The sequence below is a fragment of the Bacillus sp. FSL K6-1218 genome (assembly GCF_038006445.1).
Lineage (GTDB): Bacteria > Bacillota > Bacilli > Bacillales > Bacillaceae_G > Bacillus_A > Bacillus_A thuringiensis_S.
This window is the reverse complement of sequence record NZ_JBBOVE010000002.1, coordinates 415960-441163: the sequence shown is the minus strand read 5'-3', so window position 1 is coordinate 441163 and position 25204 is coordinate 415960. Positions and strand designations below refer to the sequence as shown.

The following is a 25204-nucleotide window of genomic DNA, read 5'->3' as shown; positions in this document are numbered from 1 at the left end:
TCTTGAAGGTGTTTTTTTATAATCTGATTTTTAAATAAATGAAAAACGGAATATATCAAAGTTCTCTAAACTAACAGCATATTACGATTATTAGAAAAACATTAAAAATTTTCATTTTTTGTTCTGTTATGGAGGTGAGGAGAAATTATACTTATAAGGGAGCTGTATTAGTTTGAAAAAAAATTTTAGGATTAGTTTTTGTCATAGTTATATTAGCTTTTGGAGTTTTTCAACCATACTCACTAAATTTAGAAAAAGTTTTTGCACAAGATAATACTAGTAACAATATTAATAATAATACCAAAGAAAAAAAGAACGATTGTGTACCTTGTAAAAAACCAGAAAATCTTTCGAAAAATGAAACAAATAAATTTGCTGACGAACAAATTTTGGACAAAGTAAAAAAACAATTAACTGATCTTAAACAAAACAAATTAAGTATTTATTCCACAGCAGATTTTGAATGGAAAGAAGCTGTTAAAGTCGATTATAAAGAGAATAAAACATCGGCTATCATAATTCCTTCAAAAGAAAACCCTAAATCTAATGATACAAAACAATATCTAACTGTAGGATTTAACGAATCTGAAAGTAAGTTTGCAGACCCTACATTTTTAGACCTAAATTCAAAAGATGGAAAACTTAATCAGATGAAATGATTCACTGATGGAAAAAGTGAATCAATCTTAAAAGAAAACAATGCAAAAGCAGGTTACTGGGAAGATGTTCAACGTTGTATTAAAAACAACTGGAAAACTATGCCTCAATGGGCTAAATGGGCTTGAGAAGGTGCATGTGGAGGATGTTTATTTGCTAGTCCATATGCATGTGGTGATTGTCTTGGATGTCTAGCTGGTTACGCAATTGGTTGCGCTGCTAGTCAAATATAAAAAGAAGGGTGTGATTCCTCAAATGGAAATGTCTAAAGGAATACTGTTTTATAGACTAACATTGATTATTGCTTGTTTCGCAGTAGTTGCCTTCACATATCCATCTGAATTCTCTAAATTCGCATTAATCGCAGGTATTGTTGGTATTTTTATTACACTAGATAAAATAATAGCAAAAGATAACAAAAAAAGAGTTTATCTCCTCGTATCATTACTCTTTATAATCGGATTTGCTATAACCTTCTACTACACATTCTTATAAAAATACTTCACAATAGGCGATACTTCAAAAAAAAGAATCCTGGTCTTTAAAGGATTCTTTTTTTTGCCCTCCTTCTCTTTTCCCCCCTTAACAAACCAGATTAGCTAGCCAAAACAGGATATGCGAAGGGTAGGGGGCAAAGCTGGGGCGTGGAAAGCCTTTTGACTATGTGTAATTATTTCACTGCCTCTTTTAATTCTTTTCCTGCTTTAAAAGCAGGTGCCTTTGAAGCCGCGATTTGCATTTCTTCACCTGTTTGTGGGTTACGTCCTGTACGTGCAGATCTTTCACGTACTTCAAATGTACCAAAACCAAGAATCTGTACTTTCTCTCCAGTTGCTAACGCATTTGTTATTGTATCTAATAATGCTTGTGTTGCTGCTGCAGCATCTTTTTGTGTAAGTTCAGCTTTTTCTGCTACTACTTTTGTTAATTCAGTTTTATTCATTTTCTGCACCTCTTAATATGTAATTAGGTGACTATTATAACGTGTGTGTATTCATGACGCAATTATACTGTACTTAGAAAAAGCCATAGCAAGAGCAAGAGGACAATGTCTGTGTAAAAGGCATAAGGAGGATATTAATTATCGCTTTAAACTCTGTTCATATTTCTTTACATCTTCCATGGTTTTAAATATTAACACATCAAAAACTCCTTTTTCATCCCCACATACGACAACAAAACCATCTGTTGCTTCCAGAACTCTACCGACGCCGCCATCTGTAAGTGAAATATTGGTGAGATGTTTTACGTTCAGTTTTTCTTCTTTTTGAATGTAAGTAGTTATGGGTGTTCCTACAGGAAATGCGTCTGTGATCTCTTTTGTTGTATATGTGCCATCATCTATTGATTGAGTTTTAGCTGTAATAGAATCAGTTTGAGTGGCACATCCTGTTGAACATATTAAAAGAATTCCAGTAATAATACTTACACAAGCTGTTTTTACCATTCACAAAATCCTCCTATAACTGTTCGTATTTTCAACCCATTTAGGGTAACAAATTATATATACGAAGTTTGTTGGTTTATGTGAGTCGTAAATTAACAAAGATACAGGTATTTTGCCAGAATATGTTTCAAACAAAAGAAAAGACACCCAAAGGTGCCTTACTGCGACTGGAACCATCGTAATATGGTATTGGGTGCCAACCCGAGTATTATTTTGCCACATTAAGTAATTTTGGTTGTTGAGAAATATAATTAAAATCTATATGTTGTTTACTTTTGCTTCGGTAGCTTTTTTGTAGTGGATTCTTCAATCTGTTCAGATTTAATTTTAATTTCAGGGGTTATTGCTATCTTGCTATCCGGTTGCACATAATAACGGTATTTGTTGCACCAGAACTAAAAAAGTAATTAAATGTAAAAAAGTTAAAAATTGAAACGTATATTATATTGAGAATTATAAATTAAAGGTGGCATCTGAAAGGGAATAGTTAAAAATGAAAACAATAAAGGGGAAGTTATCTTTTAGCATTGATATTATAGGTTGTATCCTTTGCATTATAATGTTTATTATAAGTCTTGTTAATTTTAGAACATGGGTACACCCATTTTTATTCCTTATCTTCGGACTAATTTTCTTCATTAATATAGTAAATACCCGTAAGAGAAAAGGGCGTAATTCAAATTAAAATAAAATTGTATCTGTATAACCAAAAAACGCTATTCTTTTTGTAGAGATATACAGAGAGGATGGCATTTTTTATAAATTTTTTGTTTCAAGATGAACTTCAATGATTTGCTAAGGGATTATATCAATATTTTCCTCCTTCACTTTTAGAACAGCTTGCTAGAGGGGGAGATTTTGTTTAAAGAAAGGGAGTTTTTGCGATGTTACCTAATTATATAAAAATAGCTCATGAGATAGCCAAAAAAGCCCATGCTGGACAAGTAGATAAAGCGGGTGGGGATTATATCAAACACCCTGAGGCAGTTGCTAGTTTTGTAAATACGGCTGAAGAGAAGGCTATTGCTTATTTGCATGATGTTCTGGAAGATACTGAGATAACAGCTGCTGATTTATTAAATGCTGGTATACCTCATAACGTAGTTGAGGCAGTGCAGGTACTGACAAAAGAGAAATACACACCTTATTTTGAGTATCTGAGCAGAGTGAAAGAAAATTCTCTTGCCCGTACAGTTAAACTGGCAGACTTAAAACATAATTCTGATCGCTCAAGACTTGCTAGGATAACAGATAAAGACCTAAAACGATTGGAGAAGTACCGTAAAGCGATTCAGTTTTTAGGGGAATAAAAGAAACAGTAACTTCTTTAGTTGCCATTTCCTAGAATACTAGTCGTTGGAAGAGACAACTTCTTGCAAATATTCAATGTTCCTCATATGATATTTTTAATAAAATGTAAAAAATAGTACGCAATATGTTAAAGATTATATGCGAAATGTTAAAAATAGGATAAAATGTTTATAGGAGGTGGAGGTAGTTGTTAAACAACCGGATAGTTGTTTGTCGTGCCGAAAAAGGTTGGACACAGCAAGATTTAGGAGAGAGAGTAGGTGCTAGTCGACAGACTATCGCTTCTATGGAAAGGAATAAATATAATCCCTCTTTAATTCTTGCATTTAAAATAGCTCAAGCTTTTGGAAAACCATTAGAGGAAGTTTTTGAATTTAAGGAGGAATAAACAAATGGAATCTATAAAGTATGCTGTAATTATTATTATAGTTTTATCATGCTTAAGTGAATTATATATGTTTAAATTTCAAAAAAGCCAAGAAGCAAGAGATGAGAGAGGTTTAGAAATTCAGTATAAAACTACTAATTTTTTATATAATACTCTTTATCTGGGAATAGTTATATTATTTCTCCTTAACATACTTCAATATATTACAGCAGAACAATTTGTGAATATCCTCTTATATTTCTTTATTTCTTTAGGGATAATAAAAGTTGCTTATTCATATTGGAGAAGGAGCTATTAAATATAAAAAGAAATACTAAAAATAAGGTTCATATTTTTAATATACTTGTTCCTGAATTAATAATAGATTAATTTCTGTGGAGGTATTAGTACTTGATATTAAGAGAAATTGGCCGAAGCTTACTAATATAATTATAGATACGCCTATGTACTTAAAGAATAAATACAGAGTTTTTATAGGCATGGAAAAATTGCAGTTTCAATTGAAACTGCAATTTTTAATTCATCCTTTCCATTATAGGGGAGGGGATTTGAAGTGTGCTAAGATAAAGTCATTTTAGTAAACTCGCTTCATTTTAAAATAAGTTTGAATGAAGGGGATAATTTGCTAAATTCACTATGTTGTTCATTTCCTTCTTGGTTCATAATTGCTTGATAAGATGAAAATCCTTTATACGTTTTTCTTTTCCATTGCCATAAGCCATTACTTTGATCGAATTCACCATAGTAATGATTGTAATCCAGCTTGTTCCCAGTGTTTTTATTAAAACTATTGCTAATAAAAATACGGCTATTACTTGCATAGATTTGGTTATTGGTAATTACATTGTTCCGAGTATCGTAATTTAATTCGATTTGGCCACTCTCTTGATCTTTTGTATCATTTTTATAAATTACATTCTTCGTAATTGTGTTATTTTCTGCATATCCTTGCTGACTATCATATCCACCAATTGCAATGCCACTCATGATATTATTGGATATTGTATTGTCTCTAACAGTAATTTGGCTTGCGCTTTTTCCTGCATGTTCGCTGGCTACTTCAATACCGAGATCATTTTCATAGCTTTGATTTTGCTCAATGATAATTTCCTTCCCACCATCCACGTAAATACCATCAGCTGAATATTCATTATAACTAGTATTATTGATGGATGAATTGTGATGGACAATGTTATTACGAACAACTCCATTCCGTGCTTGATCTAAAGCAGCTACTGGAGATACGCCTTCATGTCCAATAAGAACAATTCCAATGTTGTTGTTATCATGTACTTTGTTATTGGTAACTTCAAAGGAATCTACATTTCCATTCACAGCAATGGCTTCACTCAATCCTAATTTCAAATTTGTTACTTCGTTATTATCGATGACAATATGATTTAAATTATTTTGAGCACTAGATGAAGTACCGTATACAGCAATACCGTGTGCATTTCCATCCTTAACATTTGCTTCAATGTGGTGAATATAATTATTTCTAATATCAATGTAACTTCCTGTTCCAGTGATATAAATACCAATAGGGGTTTCGTTAACTTTCGTTGACTTTAAGTTACGAAATTCTAATCCTTTTACTTGAATATAGTTTTTGTCTTCTATTGTAAATAACCCATCATCTTCTAACTTGACTTTAGAACCATCAAGAATGACTTTTTCATCTTGGTAATTTTGAAAAGTAATGGGTGCTCCTAAGGTACCAGAATGAGCGACACGAACTTTTTGGTTATAAACTCCGCCTCTTATGTAGATTGTACTTCCTTCTTTTGCGACATTAGCAGCTTTTTGAATGGTAGCGAAAGGTTGATCTAATGTGCCGGGATTGAGGTCATTTCCTGTTGGAGATACATAGTAATTTGTAACAGAAATTACATTGCTATTGGATTGTGCAAAGGTAGAGGTAGGGAGTGTGAAAATTAACATACTGAAAGAAAGGATAAAGATAAAAAGCGATTTTTTTAATGAGAGAAATATTGTTTGATATTTCATCATGATCCTCCTTCTTTATTAAGCATTCCTTCTCAACTATATAATTCAAACTGACGATTTATATCTTGTACTAATAAAAAAAGACCCAGTAATGTATTCTGGATTAAGAAAAACCAACTCCTATGGTCTACGTATTCTATCTGAAACTAAATTTTTAATAATTCATGGTTTTTCGTATAAAATCAAATCAAATATACGTGCACTTAAAGAAATATGGATATTAAAATCGGTAGACGAGGGAATGAGGGATACTGATACTAATTTTAACGAATTTCCCGAAAGAATTCTCCTTTCTCAAGCGTGTGAAGGGCGTAGCCCAACGGTAGGTGGGAGATGAATTTCGGTTTGGCGTAGCCAAAAGGTTTTCCTTTTTATTTTGCCTCTGATATAATCAGTCTTATAAATGATAAAGGCTGGTATATAAATGAAATTAGATAGTAATAACCATTCAGTATTCTTGTTGTATTATCACCTTGTGTTAGTCGTGAAATACAGAAGAAATGTGTTTGATGATGATATGTCAGACTATGCAAAAGATATGTTTGTTCGACTATCTGAAAACTATAACATCACATTAGTTGAATGGAATTATGATGTAGACCATGTTCATATTTTGTTCAAGGCACACCCTAATACAGAAATGACAAAATTCATCAATGCTTATAAAAGTGCAAGTTCTCGACTTATTAAAAGAGACTTTCCACAAGTGAAAAAGAAACTTTGGAAAGAGATGTTTTGGTCAAGAAGTTTTTGCTTGCTAACTACTGGTGGTTCGCCAATAGACGTAGTAAAAACATATATTGAAAATCAAAGTGAAAAGTGAGGTGAAATGATATGACAAAGCAGAATAAAGCATATAAATTTCGTTTGTACCCAACAGAAGACCAAGCACATCTTATGCGTAAAACCTTTGGTTGTGTACGTTTCGTGTATAACAGAATGTTAGTTGAACGGAAAGAAGCGTATGAAAAACATAAAGATGATAAGGATCAACTAAAGAAACAAAAGCTTCCCACTCCTGCGAAATACAAAGCAGAATTTGAGTGGTTAAAAGAAGTTGATTCATTAGCTTTGGCAAATGCTCAACTAAACTTGCAAACTGCCTATAAAAATTTCTTTCGTGGTCAAAATGACTTCCCAACATTCAAAAGCAAAAAAGACAGAAAGTCTTATACAACGAATGTAGTGAACGGAAATATTATGTTACTTAACGGTCATATCAAATTGCCAAAACTGAAAATGGTACGTATTAAACAGCATAGAGAAATACCACAAGGCCATATAATCAAGTCATGTACGATTTCTATGACACCTACTGGTAAATACTATGTGTCCATTTTGACTGAATACGAAAAAGAGATTGTACAAAAAGAAGTAGAAACAGTTGTTGGATTAGACTTTGCGTTGGATCAATTATACGTCAGTTCTGAGGATGAGAGAGCCAATTATCCTAAGTTCTATCGTGAAATGTTAGACCGATTAGCAAATGCTCAACGAGTATTATCAAGACGTACAAAAGGTTCAGGGCGTTGGAATAAACAACGTATACGTGTAGCTAAGCTGCATGAAAAAGTAGCAAACCAACGTAAGAACTTCCTTCACCATAAGTCTAAAGAGTTAGCTACTCATTTTGATGTTGTAGCTATTGAAGATCTAAATATGAAAGGAATATCGCAAGCACTTCATTTTGGAAAAGGCGTCGCTGATAATGCTTGGGGTATGTTCACTTCTTTTTTAGCTTATAAACTAAATGAACAAGGCAAACAGCTTGTGAAAATAGACAAATGGTTTCCTTCCACAAAAACATGTAGCAGTTGTGGAAATGTGAAAAATATGTCATTGTCTGAGCGAGTCTATTCTTGTATATGCGGTGTAAATCTCGATAGAGATTATAACGCAGCTATCAATATCAAAAATGAAGCAATACGCCTATTAGCGTTAGCATAGATAGCAATAAAATAACCCTTGGAACAAGGGAGTTAGCTCGGCTGTCTTAGGACGAATTCGTTAGCTACCAAAAGTAACGACTAACCGAGAAGCCCCCACTTCAAACAGTCCGTTAGGACGTTAAGTGGCGGGTAGTTCACGTTAGGTCACAATCATAATTCTAATGAATATATTGAGAATGGCTATAAGATTAGTGATTTATGTTATCGTCATCATTTTCAAATTTTAAAAGCAGTACATAACTATGCACCACAAGAAGAATTAGAAAAGGTGGTCATGGAAGGTATTTCGTATTTTGAAAGAGAAGAATTATATGATTGGGTAAAAGAATATGCGTATCTTTTAGGTAATATATTCTATGGTTCAGAAAATCACGAAAAAGCCAGCAAGTATTTACACATCGCTTTAGATGCAGACAAAAAGAGTATAGAAAGAAGGGCGCTAAAATGAAAAAAGCAATCTTATTAATGATGATGTTATCTGCTGTTTTTACTTTTGGTCTTACTAATGTAAAAGACGTATCACAAAATGAAACTATTGAAGTGTTTATGGATCATGGAGAGCATATTTAATTATCTAAAAAAAGAGGGAGCTGTGAGCACCCTCTTTTTTAATTATGACCATATTAATTTAGAAATAACATAAGTAGCAGTAAGAATGAAAAATATAAGGGATAATGTTCCAAAGTACAAAATACGGTCTGATTTACATTCATAAATACCAAACCATACATTCTTCTTTACACCCAATGCTTTTAAGGGGGGAGTTGCGGCTAGAACGATTGAACCGCTTCTATTTACATCACCGACTACTGCTAATTTTGTATGCATAGGGTCTAATCCCATTTTGATGCAACTTACTGAAGCGTAAAAACTTCATAGAACTACACATGAGATGATTTTATTAGTTAGGATTGAATAGTCATACACTGTGATTGTCCCTCATAAAAGAGCGTATGTTCTTTTATGAAGGGGGATTTTAAATATATAGAAATTAACCTGGAGAATAAATTATACTTTAAGTTGAATAAGGAATATTTATTAAATAAAATAGTATAATTTATAATTTCAGGGGCAGGTAATAAGGAAGAGAAATTGGTATATCTAGTAGAGGAGGGTGTTATATGTATAACTGTAATCAATGTGGAACAGAAATGATTATGCAATTACAAGACAGATATAGAGAATTTTGCCCAAGATGTGAAGGTCTTAAACCAAGTAGCTTAGTATACTATAATTTATATGAATTGCTAGATTATATGGAAGCAAATAATTATATGAATAAAGAAAATATGCTACATAACTTTTTAAAATGGGAGTTTGAGTTAACGAATGGAAATCTGTTTAAGTTATATTTAAACTTAGATAGATATGATCAACCTGATGATGAGGACCTTATAAAACAATTAGAGGTTTATATGAAGGGGATTCGATTAAAATTAAATGTTAAATATGAGGATGACTATATCTGGATTCGGGTTAATTAGAAGAGATTCTATATGTGTTCAGTTTTATATAAAAAAATAGTAAGGGATAGAGAGGAGATTAATAGTAATGCAAGATTTACAAGAGGCAGTAATAAAATTTCGAGATGAGAGAAATTGGGGTCAGTTTCATAATGCTAAAGATTTAGCCATTTCATTAAACTTAGAAGCATCAGAATTGCTTGAGGTTTTTCAATGGAAGTCAAGTGAAGAAGCAACAGAAACGAAAATGCAAGAAATGAAGGAAGAAATAGCTGATGTAATGATTTATTTGCTTATGTTAAGTGATAAATTAAATATTGATTTAGAAGAGGCAGTTCATGCTAAATTACGCAAGAATGCAGAGAAATATCCAGTAGAAAAGGCGTTTGGAAAAAATAAAAAATATAACGAACTGTAAAACGATAATCGTTTTACAGTTTTTTTAATCATTATTATTAAGAGAGATTGTAATTGAGCGGTATACAAAATTCAACAAGCTCAAATATTTTTAACTTAAAAAGTGATATAGTTCAAATATTGGTAAGTCCGAACTTATATAGGCGTTTCACTGTGCATTTAAATAATAAAAATAAAAAAATTATGAGTAAACAGTTTAGCTTACGCCAACTAATATTCATTTCCTACCTATGTGCCGGTGCCGTCAAACCTTGAAGTTAAATAAGGAGGGAGTCTTCTCTCGGAAAAATATATAACAAAAATTAGTATAGAATTAAAAGTAAATGTATTAAGAGGATAAGAATGTAATTCTTTACTTTACAAAAAAACTGCCTTCAAATTCTTAGGTAAGTCTAGGAATTTGGAGGCAGTTTTTTTGTGCTCATTACAGTAGAGCTACACCAATTATAATCACCATTCTTTTAATTTATATCATTACGAAGGTGAATGGGTAAGAACTTCGCTAAATATGTCCCTGTTCTTTTAATTTGTATAATTACGGAGGTGAAACAGAAAAGAACTCCGCTGAATTTTTATCTCTATCGGCATTTTATTTAGCCGAGCGTACCCGAAAAATAACACCAATTTTTACTGATTTTACTAGTTGCTTTTTATTATAAATCTTTAAGAAAGCAATAATAATATTACTTAATTTAACAACTATTATATCGAAACATATGGTATGAAAATATACAAATAAATTAATGTTAAATTTTAGATTTTCAAAGTTTATATTCTATATAGGTGTTGGTGCTACCATGTCCCTGTTTTTAGATTATGCAGGAAATAAAAATGGATAAATTAAGTGGCGAGTAGTTCACCCTTACTTCTCTGCTATATAATTCAAACTGACAACTTATATAATGACTAATAAAAAAAGACCCAAGAATGTACTGTGGGTTAAGAGGCATGAACTTAAGGTTTTACTCTATCCATAAAGAAAAAAAGACTCTTGAGAGAAAAGAGGGAGAAATGAAAACTTTAAATCTTAAAAAATAATAGCGGGAATCATTTCAATTCCCGCTATTACGTTTATCGTTACACCGAAGCAATTAGGATTTGAAATAGATAACCATGAATACGTTCAGTCTTGGTATTTACATGCTGATAAAAAGAAAAAATTGAGAGTATATGATGTATCACTAGAAAGTAAGGTTATGACAATTAAGGAACTCAATAAAATTCTTCAAATAAATTGAGAGTGAAAATAAAAAAGTATCGATACATTCTTTTAATATTTGTTTAAGATGCATTGATAAACATTGAGGATGTTACTATAACTTAGTATAGAAATGAAGGTCTATACTAAGTTATAGAATTAATAAAGTATTAAAACTTAATAATTTAAAAAGAACACTGAAAGAAAGTTGTATTCACTCAGTGTTTTTTCTCTTTGTTATTTTTCTTAAGAGGTATATTAAAAGGATATAAAATGGTGTTATATAAATTAGGATATTGCAACGTTAAAGTGGAGCAAAAATATAGTATATCTTAGAAGGGAGTATTATTTTGGATTTTAATAATTATAAAAAGCCTACTGTAGTTTCTTTACTTTGCGGAGCTGGGGGAATGGATTATGGTTTTCAGCAAGCTGGTTTTGAAATTCTTTTAGGAATCGATATTGATAAAGATAGCTGTGAAACTCATAGGAATTGGTCAGGGGCAAAAGTAGCAAATATAGATATAACAAGAGTAGAAGTCGATCAAATTCCTGATTCTGATGTAATAATAGGCGGGTTTCCTGTACAGGGTACGTGTTTAGTGAAAAATTGGTTTAAGGATATGAATAATAGTGTTAATTTATTAAATATATTATTTAATATTATTGGAAAAAAAGACCAAAGGCTTTTTTACTTGAAAGTATTCCGACGCAATTAACTGTTAATAAAGGTGAAAGTTTTAAGGACATATTAAATATGTTTCAAGATATTGGATATGATGTGACTTATGAGATAATGAATTCAAAGAATTATGGAATTGCTCAAAATAAGATAAGGTTAATTATGGTAGGTATTAGAAAAGATTTGTGTATAAAATATGAATTTCCATTAAAAAATGAATGCACATATACTGTTAAAGAAGTTTTGGAAGATATAGTAATTGAGGATAAGGAAGAAAGAAAATTAATTGAACATGAAAAATTAAATAAGCACAAGAAGCATTATACAATTATTGATTTAGATAAAGTATCGCCTTCACTTATTAGCTCCTCAAATATATTAATAAGCAATGGTAACGGAGGTCATGTCTCCATATTATGGGAAGAAGCTGCCGTAATACAATCGTTTTCTAAAGAAATAATATTTATGGGCTCAAGAAGATCAAAAATGAGACAAATATTGAATGCTTTCCCACCTAAATTAGCATTTGTACTTGCAGAGAGGTTAAGGGATGCTCTTAATAATAAGGAAATTACGGAGTATAGTGAGAAGAAAAGTATAGTCAGTAATAGCAGCTCCATGTCATTTGTTCATAGTAATATAGTGGTTAATACTCAAGTTTCTAAAAATATCAAGCAACTAAGTTTAAATTTATCTGAGGAGAAAAACATAGTTAATAAAAACATTCGCATATCATCTGCTAATAGTAATGCAGGGGCTACTAGTAGAGTTCCTAAAAGTACAAAAGAATTATGCTTAACACCATCTGTTAAGAAAATGGTAGTTAATGAGAATGAATTAATTATTAAAATTGAACAAATCACTCCAGGAAAAGAACACGCAAATGATTACCATAATTGGGTTTATGAATCTTTAAAATATATCTTTGATAAAGAACTAAGAAGAGGACGTCAAGAAGAATCAATTAATGAGGGGAGAAAAAGTATTGATATTGTTTTTGATAATAAGGAAAGTGAAGGTTTTTTTTGGGAATTAAATTCATTGCATCATATAAGATGTGCAAAAATTCTTGTTGAATGTAAAAACTATACGAGTGATCTAAAGAACCCAGAATTTGATCAATTAATTGGCCGATTTCATAAAAACTATAGTGAATTTGGCATTTTAACATGCAGATCAATTAAGGATGAGAAACAAAACCTAGCAAGGTGTAAAGATGTAATAAACAGTGGTAAAGGTTATGTTTTAACCCTTTGTGATGCTGATATATTAGCTCTTTTAAGGTTGAGAGACGAAAAAAGATATGAAGATATAAGTGATTATATGAGAGCATTATATGATAAAATTTTTCGCTAAAATACTATGGTGACTTTTAATTAATGGTGTTCTTTCCTAAAAGAAGGAATATATGCTACCTCTTGAATGTAAAATGGTTTTATATATTCCTTTTAATTATCGGTATTCTACGAGTTAAAGTATTTCTTTTAGGTGTTTATACTACATAATTACTGTGGTAAATGTAGATGATTCACATAGAGACTTCATTAAATATCATATGAAGAAAAAATATAACCAATTAGATATTGAGGAAGCAATTGCTAGTATTGAGCAGGCGTATGATTCTTTAAAGCATTATAATGATTTTTTAAATAAAGAGAACGGGAAAAATTTTATGAATGCTTATAAAGTTAGTAATGAACATTTTGTAGAACATTTAGAGACAATGTAAAATATTATATATGAGTACACAGTATCTATCCTGGAATTGATTGATAGAAATGTGAAAAAGATGAAATTAACACAAAATGAGAAGGATTTGTTGATTGGCTAAAATATACCATAGATAATTCTGATGAAATTAATTTATTTACACTAAATTTTGATTTGTTACTGGAGACTGTTTTATTAATTTATTATAGATTAGAGCAATTTGCAGATTTTCATTACAAGGGAAAAAATGGGGTTTGATAGTGAACGAATATAAATTTTATTATGGCCCTGATCGTAGTAGAGAATTTCATCCTGAAAACTACCTTAACAATATTCGTTTACATCATTTGCATGGTTCATTATCTTCTTTTAAAGACCTGAATGACGGTCGATTGTTCAAGATTACCACTGAAAGTTTGAGAGAAAACGATGTTTATAAGCAAATTTTTGATATGAATATAATCCCTTCAATTGTCACTGGGGGTGGCAAGATTTTAAAAGTGCAACAAGAACCTTTCAGTTTTTATTATAATGAATTTAAAAAGAAAATGGTAATAGAAGAGGAAATGGGTGATGAACTTTATATAACAGAGAGGTATAAAAATTCAAGAAAAAGAGATTGAAAGCAACTAAGAATATGTATTATAGATTTTGCGAATAATCAGCAAGCCAAAAAAGAATTTGTAGATAGAGTTAATAAAGCGTTAGGTATTACTGCTAGGTTTGAATTTAAATATAATGATGAAAGAATTCTTTTTGGCGGGGCTAATGCCGCAGCAGATTTAATAGTATCTCATTCATAAGAGGCCTTAATTGGATTTTTTTACTTTTTAAAAAATTAAAAAATTAATAGAAAGAAAAAATCTAAGGATTACATTGGAATAAAAAAGATGAATTTATTATTGTGATTTAGAAGTGGAGAGTGAAGGAATAATGCAATTAGCGTTTATATGGACTGAAGATTTTGGTTATATTTCAAAACAAGGATTTAATTTTGATGGGAATTTTGAGTTTTTGTATAATCCAGATTTAAAAATTTTACATATAAAAGAAAATGAAAATTACATAGATGATTTTTTTGACGATACAAAAAAGATTAGTGATGTAACAGGTATTGTAGGTGAAAATGGAGCAGGAAAAACAACAGTTTTAAATCTAATTAAAAACATTTTTTCTCAAGGAGGTATTTTTACTAATCAGAAGTATATTATAGCATTCACAAAAAAACAAAATAATACTAAAAAAATCTATGTTTTTTATCATGATTCATTATTGAAAAAAATAGAGGATTTATGTTTTAAGGATTCAGTAGAAATCATAAAAGACAGTTATAATCTTGAAAAAGATAACTTTGGACATATTAAAAGATTAGAATTGCCTACAGTACCATGCATTTTTTTTAGTAACGTATTTGACACAGGTCTTGAACAAAGTGTTTTATTACAATTTGAAAAACAACTATTTAATGTATCAACAAATTATTTAATGAAAACAGATAAACATAATTGGAACTTTGATGAAGATCTTGATATGGTTGACGCAATCGATTTACATAGGGCATCCAATGTATTTAGACAGGCAAAATTTATATCAGAATCAAAATTTAATAAATTAGGTTTTAGATACCCTGATGCTTTAGTCTTTGGTTATCCATTAATAGAAATATTTGAAAATAAATCGGGAATTCCGGAAGAATTTAGAAATATCTTAAATCAGCTTATAGGAAAAAATGAAAAACATGAAAATGAGAAAAAAAGGAATTTAAGTAAGTTTTTATATAATATGATAAATAGTTATTTTAACCAATTTCCTGATGATTTAGATTTTGAAGGGGAATTTATAGAGCCAATGAGTCTGAAACAAAAAAAGGGTTATTTTCAAAAGGATAGTATAGATGGAATAATTAAAGTACTAAAAGATTGGAAACATGTTTTGAAGGAATATCGTTATAGACCCTTCGATTCAGAATATATGGATGGAGGATTAAGTGAAGAATGGCTTTTAGAAGTCCAATCATTAGTTAATCTTATTAATTTACTAGTTAATGAAGAAAATATATACATATATCATAACCAACTTTGTTTGAAATTAGGAGAAGGGTATGATGTGTTAAAAAAATTTATGAAAGATTATATTATTTCCTCTGGTATGCATCCCTATATAACATTAAATTGGAATTTACAATTAAGTTCAGGACAAAAGGCTATGTTAGACACGTTTTCTAGATTTTATAGTGTTGCTATTGAAATAAATAATTTAGCAGACAAGAACATCTTAATCTTGATAGATGAAGGCGAATTATATTTTCACCCTCAATGGCAGAAAAGCCTTTTAAAAGATTTACTAGATTTCTTTAAAACGATTTACCATAAGGATATTCAAGTTATCTTGACATCTAACTCCCCCTTTATAGTATCAGATTTGCCTAAACATAATATTGTTTTTATAGGGAAAAAGGCTGGAGGAAATAGCATGATTGATGCCTTAGTTAATAAAAAGCAGACTTTTGCAGCAAATATACATACATTACTATCAGATTCCTTTTTTTTAGAAGGTGAATTGATTGGAGATTTTGCAAAAGAAAAGATAAATTGGCTTATAAATATATTAAGTGGCGATATTGAAAATATAAGGAGAAATGAAAAGAAAATCCGTAAACTAATTAATCTTATAGGAGAACCTATTATCAAAAACAAACTAATGAGCATGTTAGAAGACCAGCTAAAAATAAATTTAATACATGTAGATAATGAGATAGATAATTTGAAAAAAAGAATAATGCAGCTAGAAAATATACTGTTGTTAGGTGATCTAGATGATTAAAATAAAATCAGAATCCTTAAATATGCTTGTAAAAAGGCACTATGAATATGTTTGTAGTAAATTTTTGTATAAACTATGCAATATAGTAACTGGTGGACCTCTCACAAAGGAACAGAAAATTTTTTTTGAATATCTGTATAATAATAGAAAAGATATTGTAACAGCAAAACCTAAAAAACTTTATGATATTACTATTGCTTGTGAAGACACATTATTAAGAATGAATACTAATGAGAGGGAAGATACTTACACTAGATTAAATGAAATTTTTGATTATGAATCATTTTCAAAAGAAGAGCTGAGAGAATTTGGTTATACTTTTGTTAAAATGTTAAAAGAAGTAAAATATCTTATTAATAATACTACATTAAGAAATATTGAGAGGGAAATAGGGTCAAGTACCTCATTGGAGCAATTGTCATTTTTAAAAAATAAGATAATAAATTTATTAAAGCAATTTAGGAATGAGAATAAACTTTTGGATGCCTTATTGATAAATAAAGCAAGTGAGATTATGGGAGAGGTTATTCATTATGAAATTTCAACGTTAACTGATTTGAAAAGTAAAATGAAAGAAATAATCGAAAATTCTGATCGTTGGATTTTGGAAAAAAAGAAGGAAAAATTGTTTGATATTCGAGAAGGATGGGGACCATATCAATTGGTAATGGAATTAGATTTAAATGTTTGCCCATACTGTAATAGACAATATATTTCAGCATACTATTCTAAAAATGGAAAGACGCGAGGCGATTTAGATCATTTTTTCCCTAAAAAGAAATATCCTTACTTAGCATTATCTTTTTATAATCTTATCCCAAGCTGTAAAGTTTGTAATTCGAGTTTGAAAAATGATAAAGATTTTACTTATGTAAAAAATATTCACCCATATGAAGAGGGATTTGAAGATAGATATTTGTTTACAATAAGAGCAAGAGAAAAAGAAATGGGTAAACTTAAAAGCAAGACGAATATAACACGAATGCAGTCCCTTGGAAAAGAGTATGATTTAGATTTTTTATATGGTAATTCTAAAAAATTTGATATTGCTTTTAAAGAAGGGCCTACAGCTAGTGAAGAATTTATTAGGAAAGCGGAGTGTAATGCTGAAATATTTAAACTTAGAGAATTATATTCTCTTCACAAAGATTGCATTCAAGACATTATAAAAAAGTCAATAATATATAATGAATCAAGAATAAGTAGTTTAATGGATGAATTTGGGGGTAAATTATTTGATTCTGAAGAAGAAATTTTGAATTTAATATTGGGAGCTTATGTTCAAGTTGATAATATGGATAAGAGGCCATTTTCTAAATTTATAAGAGATATTTCTCGTGAATTAGGTCTAAATATTTTAGATTAGTATAATTAAGTGGGAAGTTCATTTAGAAATCATATCGCGAGAAAGTGAAGTTATCAATTGAGTAAAATAAATTATACAAGTAATAGTTATATTTTAGAACTTAGTTGAAGTTTATTTTTTAATAGATGTGCATCTACATAAATAAGCATAAACGGCTACTTTTAAGCACTGATTGTGTTGTTATATGGACAGATTAAACTATTAAATGTCGGTAATATTAGAGACATAGCATATAAACCACATTTTTAAAGCTGTTCTTTTATGCTATTGACTCAGTCTATTATGGCTTGGAACTTAAACTTCACCATTCCAAAATAAGAAAATATATACCTTATTAATATCTCTCAGGAGTTACATATCAGGTATTATATCGTCTTTCATATGACTCTTGTAACTGAAATGCGAGCTAGGCTTGCGCTGGAAAGCTGTTGATTTAGAAAGAGCCATTTAAATATTAGCTAAACGTTAAATCATGATGGGAAGACGTTCTTGCTTGGAAGAAAAACAAAAGCAAGTTTACGGCAGCTACTTTTACCTGCATCATTAGTAGCAAGGCTAATGATGCGTAGTGCAGTTGTACTAAAAGAGAAGCTGAGTCAAGGTTAGGATTACCAATACGATGTACAATCCATGATGAAAAATTAAATACAAGTAAACGAATCACGCTCGTCACTGTGCGTGGTTTTGTTATGTGTAATAGTAAAGGGCTAGAAAATATATAACTCGTGAAGTTGATGTATCTATTGTAATGTAGTAATAGAATATAAAGGGGAACTAAATGAAGATTTTATTAAAAAAATTTTAATTGACCCTTTTTCTCAAAAATCTAAGAAATTATATCCTCAATTAGAGTTTTATTATAAAACGGCTGTATTAGCATTTTATGATGAAAAGTATTTAAATGGAAGGTAAGGAAGCAGGGGCTTTCACGGGAACATTTAGCACAGGTACGTAAAGAGAATATAATGAATTTAAGAAATCCATGGATTGAATTGGATATTATAGATTAAATTTATGTACATTATAATCAATCATGGGAAAAGTATAAAATGCTAATTACCCATATTAAATGTAAACTAGATCAACTTAATAAATCACTTGAAATGATGATAGACTATAATTATTTAACTGAAAGTGTGAGGCACTTTATTTTGTGTTCATTAGAAATTAGAGTTTGTCCATACTGTAATAGGCAATATATTACTACCTATAATAAAGATAACAATCTTCGTTCTACTAGTGATCTGGATCATTTCTATCCAAAAGCTGTATTTCAATTATATTCTTTAACATTATTTAACTATATCCCAGCTTGCTCCATATGTAATAGTAGATTTAAGAAGGCTAGAAAACTTAAAATTTTATACTTATATGAAAAAGTTATTGAAGATCCAGTTACTTTTAAAGTTAAACCAACTACTACATATAATATTAATTCGTTAATTGGTAATACTGATGATTTTGATTTAGTGTTAGAGGTAAATGATAACTGTGCAAACAATGATGAGATACAAGGGCATATTGAGATGTTTAGTTTAGAAGAAGTATATCAATCACATAAAGATTTCGTACAGGAACTCTTATATAAAAGAATAGCATATTCTTCAGCTTATAAAGGGATGACTGAAAAGTTAGTGAAAACAGAGCTTTCAGAAGAAGAATTTAATCTATTTTTATTTGGTATTACGGGAGATGACAAAGATTTGTTGAACAAGCCTTTGTCTACGTAAATAATTGAAGGGAATTTATAAATTATTCGTGTTTAAATAGAATAATATGAAAATAAGTTAAGGTTCTGGAAAAGAAGTGTGATTGCAGATGCTCCATCCAATTGTATATTTAAATCATAAGCTATAGTATTTAATGAAGAAAATTTGTAACTTTATTATTTTTACTATCATCACTTACAGCAATACCATGTAGTTATTAAAAAGATTTGAACAAACTGTAAATCCTAAATGAACTAGTGGATAGCTATTAATATTCTAATGTATTGTTAGAAAATAATAGAAGCAAGATAAATGTTATCATTTGACGAAAAGTATAGGGATAGAGGCAATATTTTAATAGTTTTGTATGTAAAAAAAGAATGCAGTATATCTGCATTCTTTTTTTACATATTAATAAACACTTAGTGATAAATTAATGGTAGGCTAACGTATACAATAAAAGCTTTTTTGCATCTCATACTGTCTAAAAATAAAGTTTTGGCTACAATTAAAAGTTAAATATTAATCAGTACCTTTTTTTATTTCTAATAACCTAGTTCTTAGTTTTTCATCATGTGCATATAAATGAAGATCGTTTGTACCTCGTTTTAGCAAGATATTAAGCGAATTTAAAATGATTTCTTCTTTATTTTGAAGCAGTTGGATTACTTCCTAATTCTTTAAATGCTTTAGTGTCTTTATATTTATCGCTTAATATTAATAATTTATTATTATTCTCATCAAAAGAGATAGATGGATCCAAGATAGCATCCACATAGTTTAAATCAAATCCTTGTACTGTATAAATTGTACCTACCTCATTAATTGAAGTTCCATAAGGAGAAGCTTTCTCTCGCTGCGCCCATGCTATGGAAGAGCTCGTGGGAGCGAGATTCCATGGTAGATCCAATTCACCAGTTGTAACATGATACTTTTTACCATCTTTTTTATGTTCAAAATCAAATGTGGAAACAACTTTGGAAAGTCTCCATTTAGTATTTTTTTGTTTTATTTTTGTATGCATATCAGAAGCATTTTCAACGATATCAAAATCATAAGAATTGAAGACACTTGGTATAGACATAATTGTCTTTTGAACTAAATTATCTAACCATGATACCAAATCTTCACTTGTTTTGTTAACTATCTTTTGTATACGACTTTATGTACCTTTATTATACATATTATTAGTCACTTACTAAATTTAAAGTATATCATTGGTTTTATATAGGATTATAGTATAATAAAGGTTAATTGGTAGTATTTATCAAAATTTAGTTTAAAAAAGGAAAGAAGTGGCTAAATGGTGAATAGACAAACCTCAGTATTAGATAAGGCTATTGAATTTGATGCTACACACAGCTGGAATGGATTTAGTTACCAAGGGAAGGTAGGGGTAATTGCAGTACTTGACTTTATTATTGATATTTTGGAAGTAAAGGGATCGATAGAAGGCTATAGCTTGGAATTTGAGTATATGGAGGATTTTTCTATAAAATATAATGATAATTATATTCAAATACATCAGGTTAAAACTTATGGAATAGAGCCATTATCAAAATATAAAGATGCAATTTGGATTTTGCTAGGCAAATCAATATATGAAGAGAATGACTTACATATAAAAAAAGCTTTCCTACATATAGCTCAACCTATAATTAATCATCGAGTCAATATTACGAAAACAGAAGAAATAAAAACAAGGTTAATGGCTGCCGGTAATCCATCATCTTCTAAGTCTGAAAAATATGCCAGCCCTTTAGAGTTATACCAATATGTAGAAAAAAAAGGAAAGTTCGAGGATGCATTTAAAAAACTTGAAATATATAACTATACAAAAGATAAAAAGCACTGTTCCTTAGAAGAAGTTGAAGAAGTTGTTAGACAACGTATTTGTAAATATTACTCTACGGTAGGAAAAAAGGAAGAGTTGGTAGAAAAAGGATTATTAGATAGGTATATTGAATGTGCATATTTGGCTTTAATAGGTCTAATAGATAATCATGTTAATCAGAGACATCAAGATAGACAGGCAAATAGTGATGAAAAAAAGAAGATTTTATTTTCAGATATATTATCAATTTTAGATGGGGAATACAGTACTTTACCTGAAAAATACCATATATATTATTTGAGGAATAAATTAATTACAGATTTCAATAATTACTACATAGAAATAAAGAATTTCATTTTGGAACAGAGAAAGAGTATAACAGAAGCTAGCATGTTGGATGAAATGGATCGGAATGAAGAAATATTAGAGAACATATTATCCTTTTTTCAGAATGTACATACGAACGTAGATGATGACTCTTTATTACAGATGTGTTATAAAATAAATCCACATATAACAAAAGAAATAGGAGAAGAGCTATTTTCTATGGATGAATATGTGAATACTGAGTTTTTAAGGTACCCATTTTTTGAGTCATTACTACATCTGTATATGCATATGGATGAAGACAGGCTGAATGTTAAAATAGATGGAGACTTTTATCTCGTTTCAACTATAAATAATACCATGCCTGAACCAAAATCCACAGATTCACCATTTGTAAAAAGTAGAATGAATGCACAGAGAGAAGCTACTATTAGCCGATTTGCCGTAGGTATACTTGAAAATAAGAAAGTGTATAATGAACTATTTAATATAGATAGTATAATTACTGCAAATATAAATGGAAAAGCTTTGAATGAATATATAAATGAAGTAAAAATTTATAAAGGTGATTTAGAGAAAGAAGAGGTTGAAAAAAATAAACATCATATCATGAGGATAAAGGATATTAAATTTGTAGATATAACAGCCTGTAATGAAAGGATAGATAAGCAAAATGGAAGATAAGCAAACAATGGATACTATATTAAAGCAAATTTTTAATGAATTAGGTTTTACATGTAGTAATTTTTCAAAAGTAGTATTAAACGAAGAGGATCCTACATCGGAACAATTTGATAAAGATATGTTATTAAAGAATAGTGTTTTTGCAAAAAATAATTTTCACAAAAGTTATTATTTAATATTATTTATTGAAAGTAACGAGGATCTAGAGAGGGTTTTTGAATTAGAGAATCATTATTTTTATTTAGTTAAAGAATTTTTCAATGAACCCGAGGTGGATCGAAATACTTCTATGGTAATTTGTTTAGAGGGCGAATCTATTCGAAAGGATTTGAATTTGAAAATAGAAGAAAGCCCTTACTATTTTAAGAAATATATATTTACATACCAAAAAGATCAGCTGACAAACTTATTGTCAATTTACTTAGAGAAAATGAAGGAAATAGGATATAAAAAAACTTTAGATAACATTATAAGTGATAAGGAGCTTTTTAGAGAATTTAAAGAATATCCAAATAAATCTTGTATTTATGGATTTGTATCCCAACTATTTATTAAGTTTCCAGTTTTGAATATAGAAATATCTGAAGGAAACAGCTCCCTTCAGAGCTTAAGTCACCATATTGATGAATGCTTACAATCACAAGATTTATACAGGTTAAAGGAAATATTATTAGAAGGGAGTCTAGATAGCGAAAATATAGAGGAACTTAGTAAGTTCATAGATGACTTTTTAGATGGGAAGAGTGATATTTAATGGGAACTTTTAAAATAAGTAAAATATATATTAATAATTTTAAGTTGTTTAATGCTTTTCCACAGCCAATTAACCTTAGTCATATAGATTTGCTTATATTAGATGGTCCAAACGGCTTTGGAAAAACAAGCATATTTGATGTGATTGAGTTGGTGTTAACCAATCAAATAAGAAGAATAGGAAAAGCAGACTCTAGGGTTAGATTTAAGGATATTCTTTTTAGGAATGATAGCTCTAAAGATTGTATAATAAAAGTGGAATTTGAGAATAGCGAGGACAATATCAAATTCACAATAGCCAAGATTATTAAGGCAAATAAGCTTACTAATAAAAATTCACCACGAGATTTTAGTGTGTTTGATACACATATACTAGAAAATTTTGACGATGAAATGGATAAATCTAATATAGTTGAGGATACTGAAGAACTTCAGTTGGTTTTACAAAAAAAGTTTCAAAATGTTGATATTCAAAATATATTCAATCTTGTTTATTATGTTGAACAAGAAGATAATAAATTTTTCCTTAAAATGTCAGAGATGCAAAGGTTATCGACTATATCTCAGTTGTTTAATACCGATAAAGAAAGTGCTGAATTAGATCGGTTTTTGAAGTCTAGAGACAACTTAAAAAAACATGTGGATTCATTAAAGAAACAAATTAATATTTATAAGTTGAAAATTGGAGAATTAAAGAAAATAAACGTAGGTGAGTATACAGCAAGTGGAGAGCAATCAAAGATTGAATATAAGCCATTATTAAAACATATGGGGAAGTTGGAAGAGTGGGATAAGAAAAACCCTATGATGAATGAAAATAGTATAAAAGAACGTTATTTATATGAATTAGAGGAACTAAGAAAATTTATTGTTTTTTATGATGAATTCAAAATTCAAAAAGAAAATCTCAAAGCAGAGATTTTTGTGAAAAATAAGGTTCTAATGAGAGATGTCATTATTCTAGATGGTTTAATAGAACGCTATGATGAAATTAATGAATATTATAATCAGCAAGTTAAAGTGTATAAAGAATTAAAAGAAATAAACAAGGATACATTTCAAGATAAATGGGATTCAATTGACTTTGCTAGAATTCACCATTTATTAGATGATTTTGAATTAGATATACTTGATATTGATAAATTAAATACTATTACAGAAAGGTTAAAGGAATTGGAGCAGCTAAAACAAAATACAAATTCTGTTTCAGAAACTCTGAGGAATTTAATGACGTTAAGAGAACGCATAATACAAAAATTTGATCAGGTTACTCATGAGGACGATATAATTGATGATTCGGACTGTCCTTTATGTGGAAGTCCTTGGGAAGATAGAGCGGATATTTTAGCGGCATTTAAGAAACAAAAAGAAAGTTTAGAAGGTTGTCTTGATGAATCGTCTAAGATAATAAAAGAAGCAATAGATAGTCTTTATGACAATTATGTTAGAAAAATCATTGAAGCAACAATTGCCTTTTTCGAAAGTGGTGATAAAAGAATAATAAGTTCAAGGTTCTTCAATCAATATTTATCTAGTTACGAGAGAAATAGTAGTGAAGCAGAACAATATAGTAAATGGCTTTTAAGCCATAATATTAATGTTAGTTCAATTGTGGGTCGAACATTAACTGAATTAAATGAAGAACAGCTATCTAGATACGAAAGTGCCTTAGAAAGTAAAGTAAAAGAGTTATTTATAAAAGTAAATGATGAAGTAATACAAAAAGTAGAAACTTTTGAAATGATGTTTCAACGGATTTTTAAATCCGAAGAAGTTTTAGTAAAAGAAATTAAAGAAGATGATATTAAAAATAAAATGCAATATATCTCATTGATTTTTTATGCAAAAAACTTTGAAGAAGTAACACGAACTGAAATGAAATTACAAGGCATAGAGGATAAATATAAAAAAATATGTCTTGTGTATAAGCAGGTAAATGATATTATCAATATTTATCGTAGAAAAATACCTGAATATTGGAAGGAAATAATGAAAGAGACGGAAATGGTATTTTATATATATACAGGTAAAATACTCCAAAGCCATCAAAGAGGATTAGGGTTATTTATGAAAGAAAGTGAAGCGAAAATTATTCGCTTTATAACACATCCAGATTATGATCATGACATAGTAAACTTTATGAGTTCAGGACAATTAGTAGCTGTAATTCTTTCATTTACATTAGCTCTTAATAAAGTTTATGGAAATCAAGGATTATCTATGTTGTTAATTGATGATCCACTTCAAACTATGGATGATTTAAATATATCCTCATTTGTAGAATTGTTAAGAAACGACTTTAAAGACAAGCAAATTGTATTATCTACTCATGAAGAGCATGCAGTAAGGTATATTAATTATAAATTTGATAATTATAAATTAAAAGTTAAATCGTTAAATATGAAAGATGGAATTCTTTAAATTAATTGTAGAAAGGATAGTATTTATTGAAATTAATTCTTGTTACAAAAAGTAGATA

General features: G+C 29.5%; 24 protein-coding genes and 2 pseudogenes. 21 read left to right on the top strand and 5 right to left on the bottom strand.

What is annotated here, in order from left to right:
- Positions 1-389: 389 nt before the first annotated feature.
- Both MHI26_RS30210 and MHI26_RS30205 read left to right on the top strand, forming a co-directional pair.
- Positions 390-659 carry a hypothetical protein gene (locus MHI26_RS30210; protein ID WP_225988089.1) on the top strand — a complete coding sequence of 90 codons (270 nt, stop codon included), beginning with the start codon at positions 390-392 and terminating at the stop codon, positions 657-659.
- 253 nt (positions 660-912) lie between these two features.
- Positions 913-1152 (top strand): hypothetical protein, encoded by a 240-nt coding sequence (locus MHI26_RS30205; RefSeq protein WP_002182105.1) that lies wholly within the window; start codon positions 913-915, stop codon positions 1150-1152.
- Between the two features lie 175 nt (positions 1153-1327).
- On the opposite strand, the gene MHI26_RS30200 is transcribed toward MHI26_RS30205, so the two are convergent.
- Together MHI26_RS30200 and MHI26_RS30195 are read right to left on the bottom strand one after the other, a co-directional pair.
- A complete protein-coding gene (locus MHI26_RS30200) occupies positions 1328-1600 on the bottom strand; it encodes an HU family DNA-binding protein (RefSeq protein WP_001043943.1) in 273 nt (90 codons plus the stop codon).
- A 138-nt stretch (positions 1601-1738) separates the two neighbouring features.
- On the bottom strand, positions 1739-2104 hold the full coding sequence (locus MHI26_RS30195) for a hypothetical protein (protein ID WP_061667259.1): 366 nt from the start codon (positions 2102-2104) through the stop codon (positions 1739-1741).
- 884 nt (positions 2105-2988) lie between these two features.
- Here MHI26_RS30195 and MHI26_RS30190 point away from each other — a divergent pair.
- From MHI26_RS30190 to MHI26_RS30180, 3 genes are all read left to right on the top strand, one after another.
- Positions 2989-3414, top strand: a complete 426-nt coding sequence (locus MHI26_RS30190; protein WP_061667258.1) for an HD domain-containing protein — start codon at positions 2989-2991, stop codon at positions 3412-3414.
- Between the two features lie 188 nt (positions 3415-3602).
- Positions 3603-3803, top strand: coding sequence for a helix-turn-helix transcriptional regulator (locus MHI26_RS30185; RefSeq protein ID WP_000933886.1), 201 nt, complete (start codon positions 3603-3605; stop codon positions 3801-3803).
- A 4-nt stretch (positions 3804-3807) separates the two neighbouring features.
- Positions 3808-4101 carry a hypothetical protein gene (locus tag MHI26_RS30180; RefSeq protein WP_061663387.1) on the top strand — a complete coding sequence of 98 codons (294 nt, stop codon included), beginning with the start codon at positions 3808-3810 and terminating at the stop codon, positions 4099-4101.
- A 290-nt stretch (positions 4102-4391) separates the two neighbouring features.
- Here MHI26_RS30180 and MHI26_RS30175 read toward each other — a convergent pair whose 3' ends face one another.
- Entirely contained in the window at positions 4392-5810 is a 1419-nt protein-coding gene (locus MHI26_RS30175; RefSeq protein ID WP_061667257.1) for a right-handed parallel beta-helix repeat-containing protein, read from the bottom strand.
- Positions 5811-6234: 424 nt separating this feature from the next.
- Between MHI26_RS30175 and tnpA the strand changes: the two genes are divergently transcribed.
- The 4 genes and pseudogenes from tnpA (at position 6235) to MHI26_RS30155 (ending at position 8329) form a co-directional block, all read left to right on the top strand.
- Positions 6235-6633, top strand: a complete 399-nt coding sequence (gene tnpA, locus MHI26_RS30170; RefSeq protein WP_061667255.1) for an IS200/IS605 family transposase — start codon at positions 6235-6237, stop codon at positions 6631-6633.
- An 11-nt stretch (positions 6634-6644) separates the two neighbouring features.
- Entirely contained in the window at positions 6645-7757 is a 1113-nt protein-coding gene (locus tag MHI26_RS30165; protein ID WP_061667254.1) for an RNA-guided endonuclease TnpB family protein, read from the top strand.
- Positions 7758-7892: 135 nt separating this feature from the next.
- Positions 7893-8207, top strand: a pseudogene (locus MHI26_RS30160) (hypothetical protein); the annotation flags it as partial.
- Positions 8204-8329 carry a hypothetical protein gene (locus MHI26_RS30155; protein WP_000709205.1) on the top strand — a complete coding sequence of 42 codons (126 nt, stop codon included), beginning with the start codon at positions 8204-8206 and terminating at the stop codon, positions 8327-8329. The pseudogene MHI26_RS30160 and the gene MHI26_RS30155, both read left to right, overlap by 4 nt.
- A 162-nt stretch (positions 8330-8491) precedes the next feature.
- On the opposite strand, the pseudogene MHI26_RS30150 reads toward MHI26_RS30155, so the two are convergent.
- A pseudogene (locus MHI26_RS30150) lies at positions 8492-8686 on the bottom strand (DNA repair protein); the annotation flags it as partial.
- 194 nt (positions 8687-8880) lie between these two features.
- Between MHI26_RS30150 and MHI26_RS30145 the strand changes: the two are divergent.
- The 9 genes from MHI26_RS30145 to MHI26_RS30105 all read left to right on the top strand — a co-directional run bounded on the left by MHI26_RS30145 (position 8881) and on the right by MHI26_RS30105 (position 19148).
- A complete protein-coding gene (locus tag MHI26_RS30145; RefSeq protein WP_061667253.1) occupies positions 8881-9243 on the top strand; it encodes a hypothetical protein in 363 nt (120 codons plus the stop codon).
- A gap of 67 nt (positions 9244-9310) precedes the next feature.
- Positions 9311-9640, top strand: a complete 330-nt coding sequence (locus MHI26_RS30140; RefSeq protein WP_048565551.1) for a nucleotide pyrophosphohydrolase — start codon at positions 9311-9313, stop codon at positions 9638-9640.
- Positions 9641-11187: 1547 nt separating this feature from the next.
- Positions 11188-11556 carry a DNA cytosine methyltransferase gene (locus tag MHI26_RS30135; RefSeq protein WP_061667252.1) on the top strand — a complete coding sequence of 123 codons (369 nt, stop codon included), beginning with the start codon at positions 11188-11190 and terminating at the stop codon, positions 11554-11556.
- A complete protein-coding gene (locus tag MHI26_RS30130) occupies positions 11541-12875 on the top strand; it encodes a DNA cytosine methyltransferase (protein ID WP_340809281.1) in 1335 nt (444 codons plus the stop codon). Before MHI26_RS30135 ends, MHI26_RS30130 begins: the two co-directional genes overlap by 16 nt.
- Positions 12876-13074: 199 nt before the next feature.
- Positions 13075-13248 (top strand): hypothetical protein, encoded by a 174-nt coding sequence (locus MHI26_RS30125; protein ID WP_176521564.1) that lies wholly within the window; start codon positions 13075-13077, stop codon positions 13246-13248.
- 241 nt (positions 13249-13489) lie between these two features.
- Entirely contained in the window at positions 13490-13852 is a 363-nt protein-coding gene (locus MHI26_RS30120) for a hypothetical protein (RefSeq protein WP_061667249.1), read from the top strand.
- Positions 13853-14144: 292 nt separating this feature from the next.
- Positions 14145-16052 (top strand): AAA family ATPase, encoded by a 1908-nt coding sequence (locus tag MHI26_RS30115; protein WP_340994803.1) that lies wholly within the window; start codon positions 14145-14147, stop codon positions 16050-16052.
- A complete protein-coding gene (locus MHI26_RS30110) occupies positions 16045-17418 on the top strand; it encodes an HNH endonuclease (protein WP_061667248.1) in 1374 nt (457 codons plus the stop codon). The genes MHI26_RS30115 and MHI26_RS30110 overlap by 8 nt, the downstream gene beginning before the upstream one ends.
- A 1151-nt stretch (positions 17419-18569) precedes the next feature.
- Complete coding sequence (locus tag MHI26_RS30105; RefSeq protein ID WP_340809232.1) at positions 18570-19148, top strand: hypothetical protein; 579 nt, start codon at positions 18570-18572, stop codon at positions 19146-19148.
- Between the two features lie 625 nt (positions 19149-19773).
- Here MHI26_RS30105 and MHI26_RS30100 read toward each other — a convergent pair.
- Positions 19774-20250 (bottom strand): DNA/RNA helicase domain-containing protein, encoded by a 477-nt coding sequence (locus MHI26_RS30100; RefSeq protein ID WP_340994801.1) that lies wholly within the window; start codon positions 20248-20250, stop codon positions 19774-19776.
- Positions 20251-20430: 180 nt separating this feature from the next.
- Here MHI26_RS30100 and MHI26_RS30095 point away from each other — a divergent pair, with 180 nt between their 5' ends.
- The 3 genes from MHI26_RS30095 to MHI26_RS30085 are packed head-to-tail and all read left to right on the top strand — an operon-like array spanning position 20431 to position 25146.
- Positions 20431-21972: an ABC-three component system protein gene (locus MHI26_RS30095; protein WP_061667247.1), complete on the top strand. Its 1542-nt coding sequence runs from the start codon at positions 20431-20433 to the stop codon at positions 21970-21972.
- Positions 21962-22726, top strand: coding sequence for an ABC-three component system middle component 1 (locus MHI26_RS30090; protein ID WP_061667246.1), 765 nt, complete (start codon positions 21962-21964; stop codon positions 22724-22726). Before MHI26_RS30095 ends, MHI26_RS30090 begins: the two co-directional genes overlap by 11 nt.
- Positions 22726-25146, top strand: a complete 2421-nt coding sequence (locus MHI26_RS30085; protein WP_061667245.1) for an AAA family ATPase — start codon at positions 22726-22728, stop codon at positions 25144-25146. Before MHI26_RS30090 ends, MHI26_RS30085 begins: the two co-directional genes overlap by 1 nt.
- Positions 25147-25204: the final 58 nt, after the last annotated feature.

Coding starts and splice junctions, on each gene's coding strand:
- MHI26_RS30165 (WP_061667254.1), top strand. CDS start 6,645: ATGACAAAGCAGAATAAAGCATATAAATTTCGTTTGTACCCAACAGAA.
- MHI26_RS30095 (WP_061667247.1), top strand. CDS start 20,431: ATGGTGAATAGACAAACCTCAGTATTAGATAAGGCTATTGAATTTGAT.
- MHI26_RS30110 (WP_061667248.1), top strand. CDS start 16,045: ATGATTAAAATAAAATCAGAATCCTTAAATATGCTTGTAAAAAGGCAC.
- MHI26_RS30200 (WP_001043943.1), bottom strand. CDS start 1,600: ATGAATAAAACTGAATTAACAAAAGTAGTAGCAGAAAAAGCTGAACTT.
- MHI26_RS30205 (WP_002182105.1), top strand. CDS start 913: ATGGAAATGTCTAAAGGAATACTGTTTTATAGACTAACATTGATTATT.
- MHI26_RS30195 (WP_061667259.1), bottom strand. CDS start 2,104: ATGGTAAAAACAGCTTGTGTAAGTATTATTACTGGAATTCTTTTAATA.
- tnpA (WP_061667255.1), top strand. CDS start 6,235: ATGAAATTAGATAGTAATAACCATTCAGTATTCTTGTTGTATTATCAC.
- MHI26_RS30180 (WP_061663387.1), top strand. CDS start 3,808: ATGGAATCTATAAAGTATGCTGTAATTATTATTATAGTTTTATCATGC.
- MHI26_RS30155 (WP_000709205.1), top strand. CDS start 8,204: ATGAAAAAAGCAATCTTATTAATGATGATGTTATCTGCTGTTTTTACT.
- MHI26_RS30090 (WP_061667246.1), top strand. CDS start 21,962: ATGGAAGATAAGCAAACAATGGATACTATATTAAAGCAAATTTTTAAT.
- MHI26_RS30145 (WP_061667253.1), top strand. CDS start 8,881: ATGTATAACTGTAATCAATGTGGAACAGAAATGATTATGCAATTACAA.
- MHI26_RS30175 (WP_061667257.1), bottom strand. CDS start 5,810: ATGAAATATCAAACAATATTTCTCTCATTAAAAAAATCGCTTTTTATC.
- MHI26_RS30140 (WP_048565551.1), top strand. CDS start 9,311: ATGCAAGATTTACAAGAGGCAGTAATAAAATTTCGAGATGAGAGAAAT.
- MHI26_RS30125 (WP_176521564.1), top strand. CDS start 13,075: ATGAAGAAAAAATATAACCAATTAGATATTGAGGAAGCAATTGCTAGT.
- MHI26_RS30085 (WP_061667245.1), top strand. CDS start 22,726: ATGGGAACTTTTAAAATAAGTAAAATATATATTAATAATTTTAAGTTG.
- MHI26_RS30190 (WP_061667258.1), top strand. CDS start 2,989: ATGTTACCTAATTATATAAAAATAGCTCATGAGATAGCCAAAAAAGCC.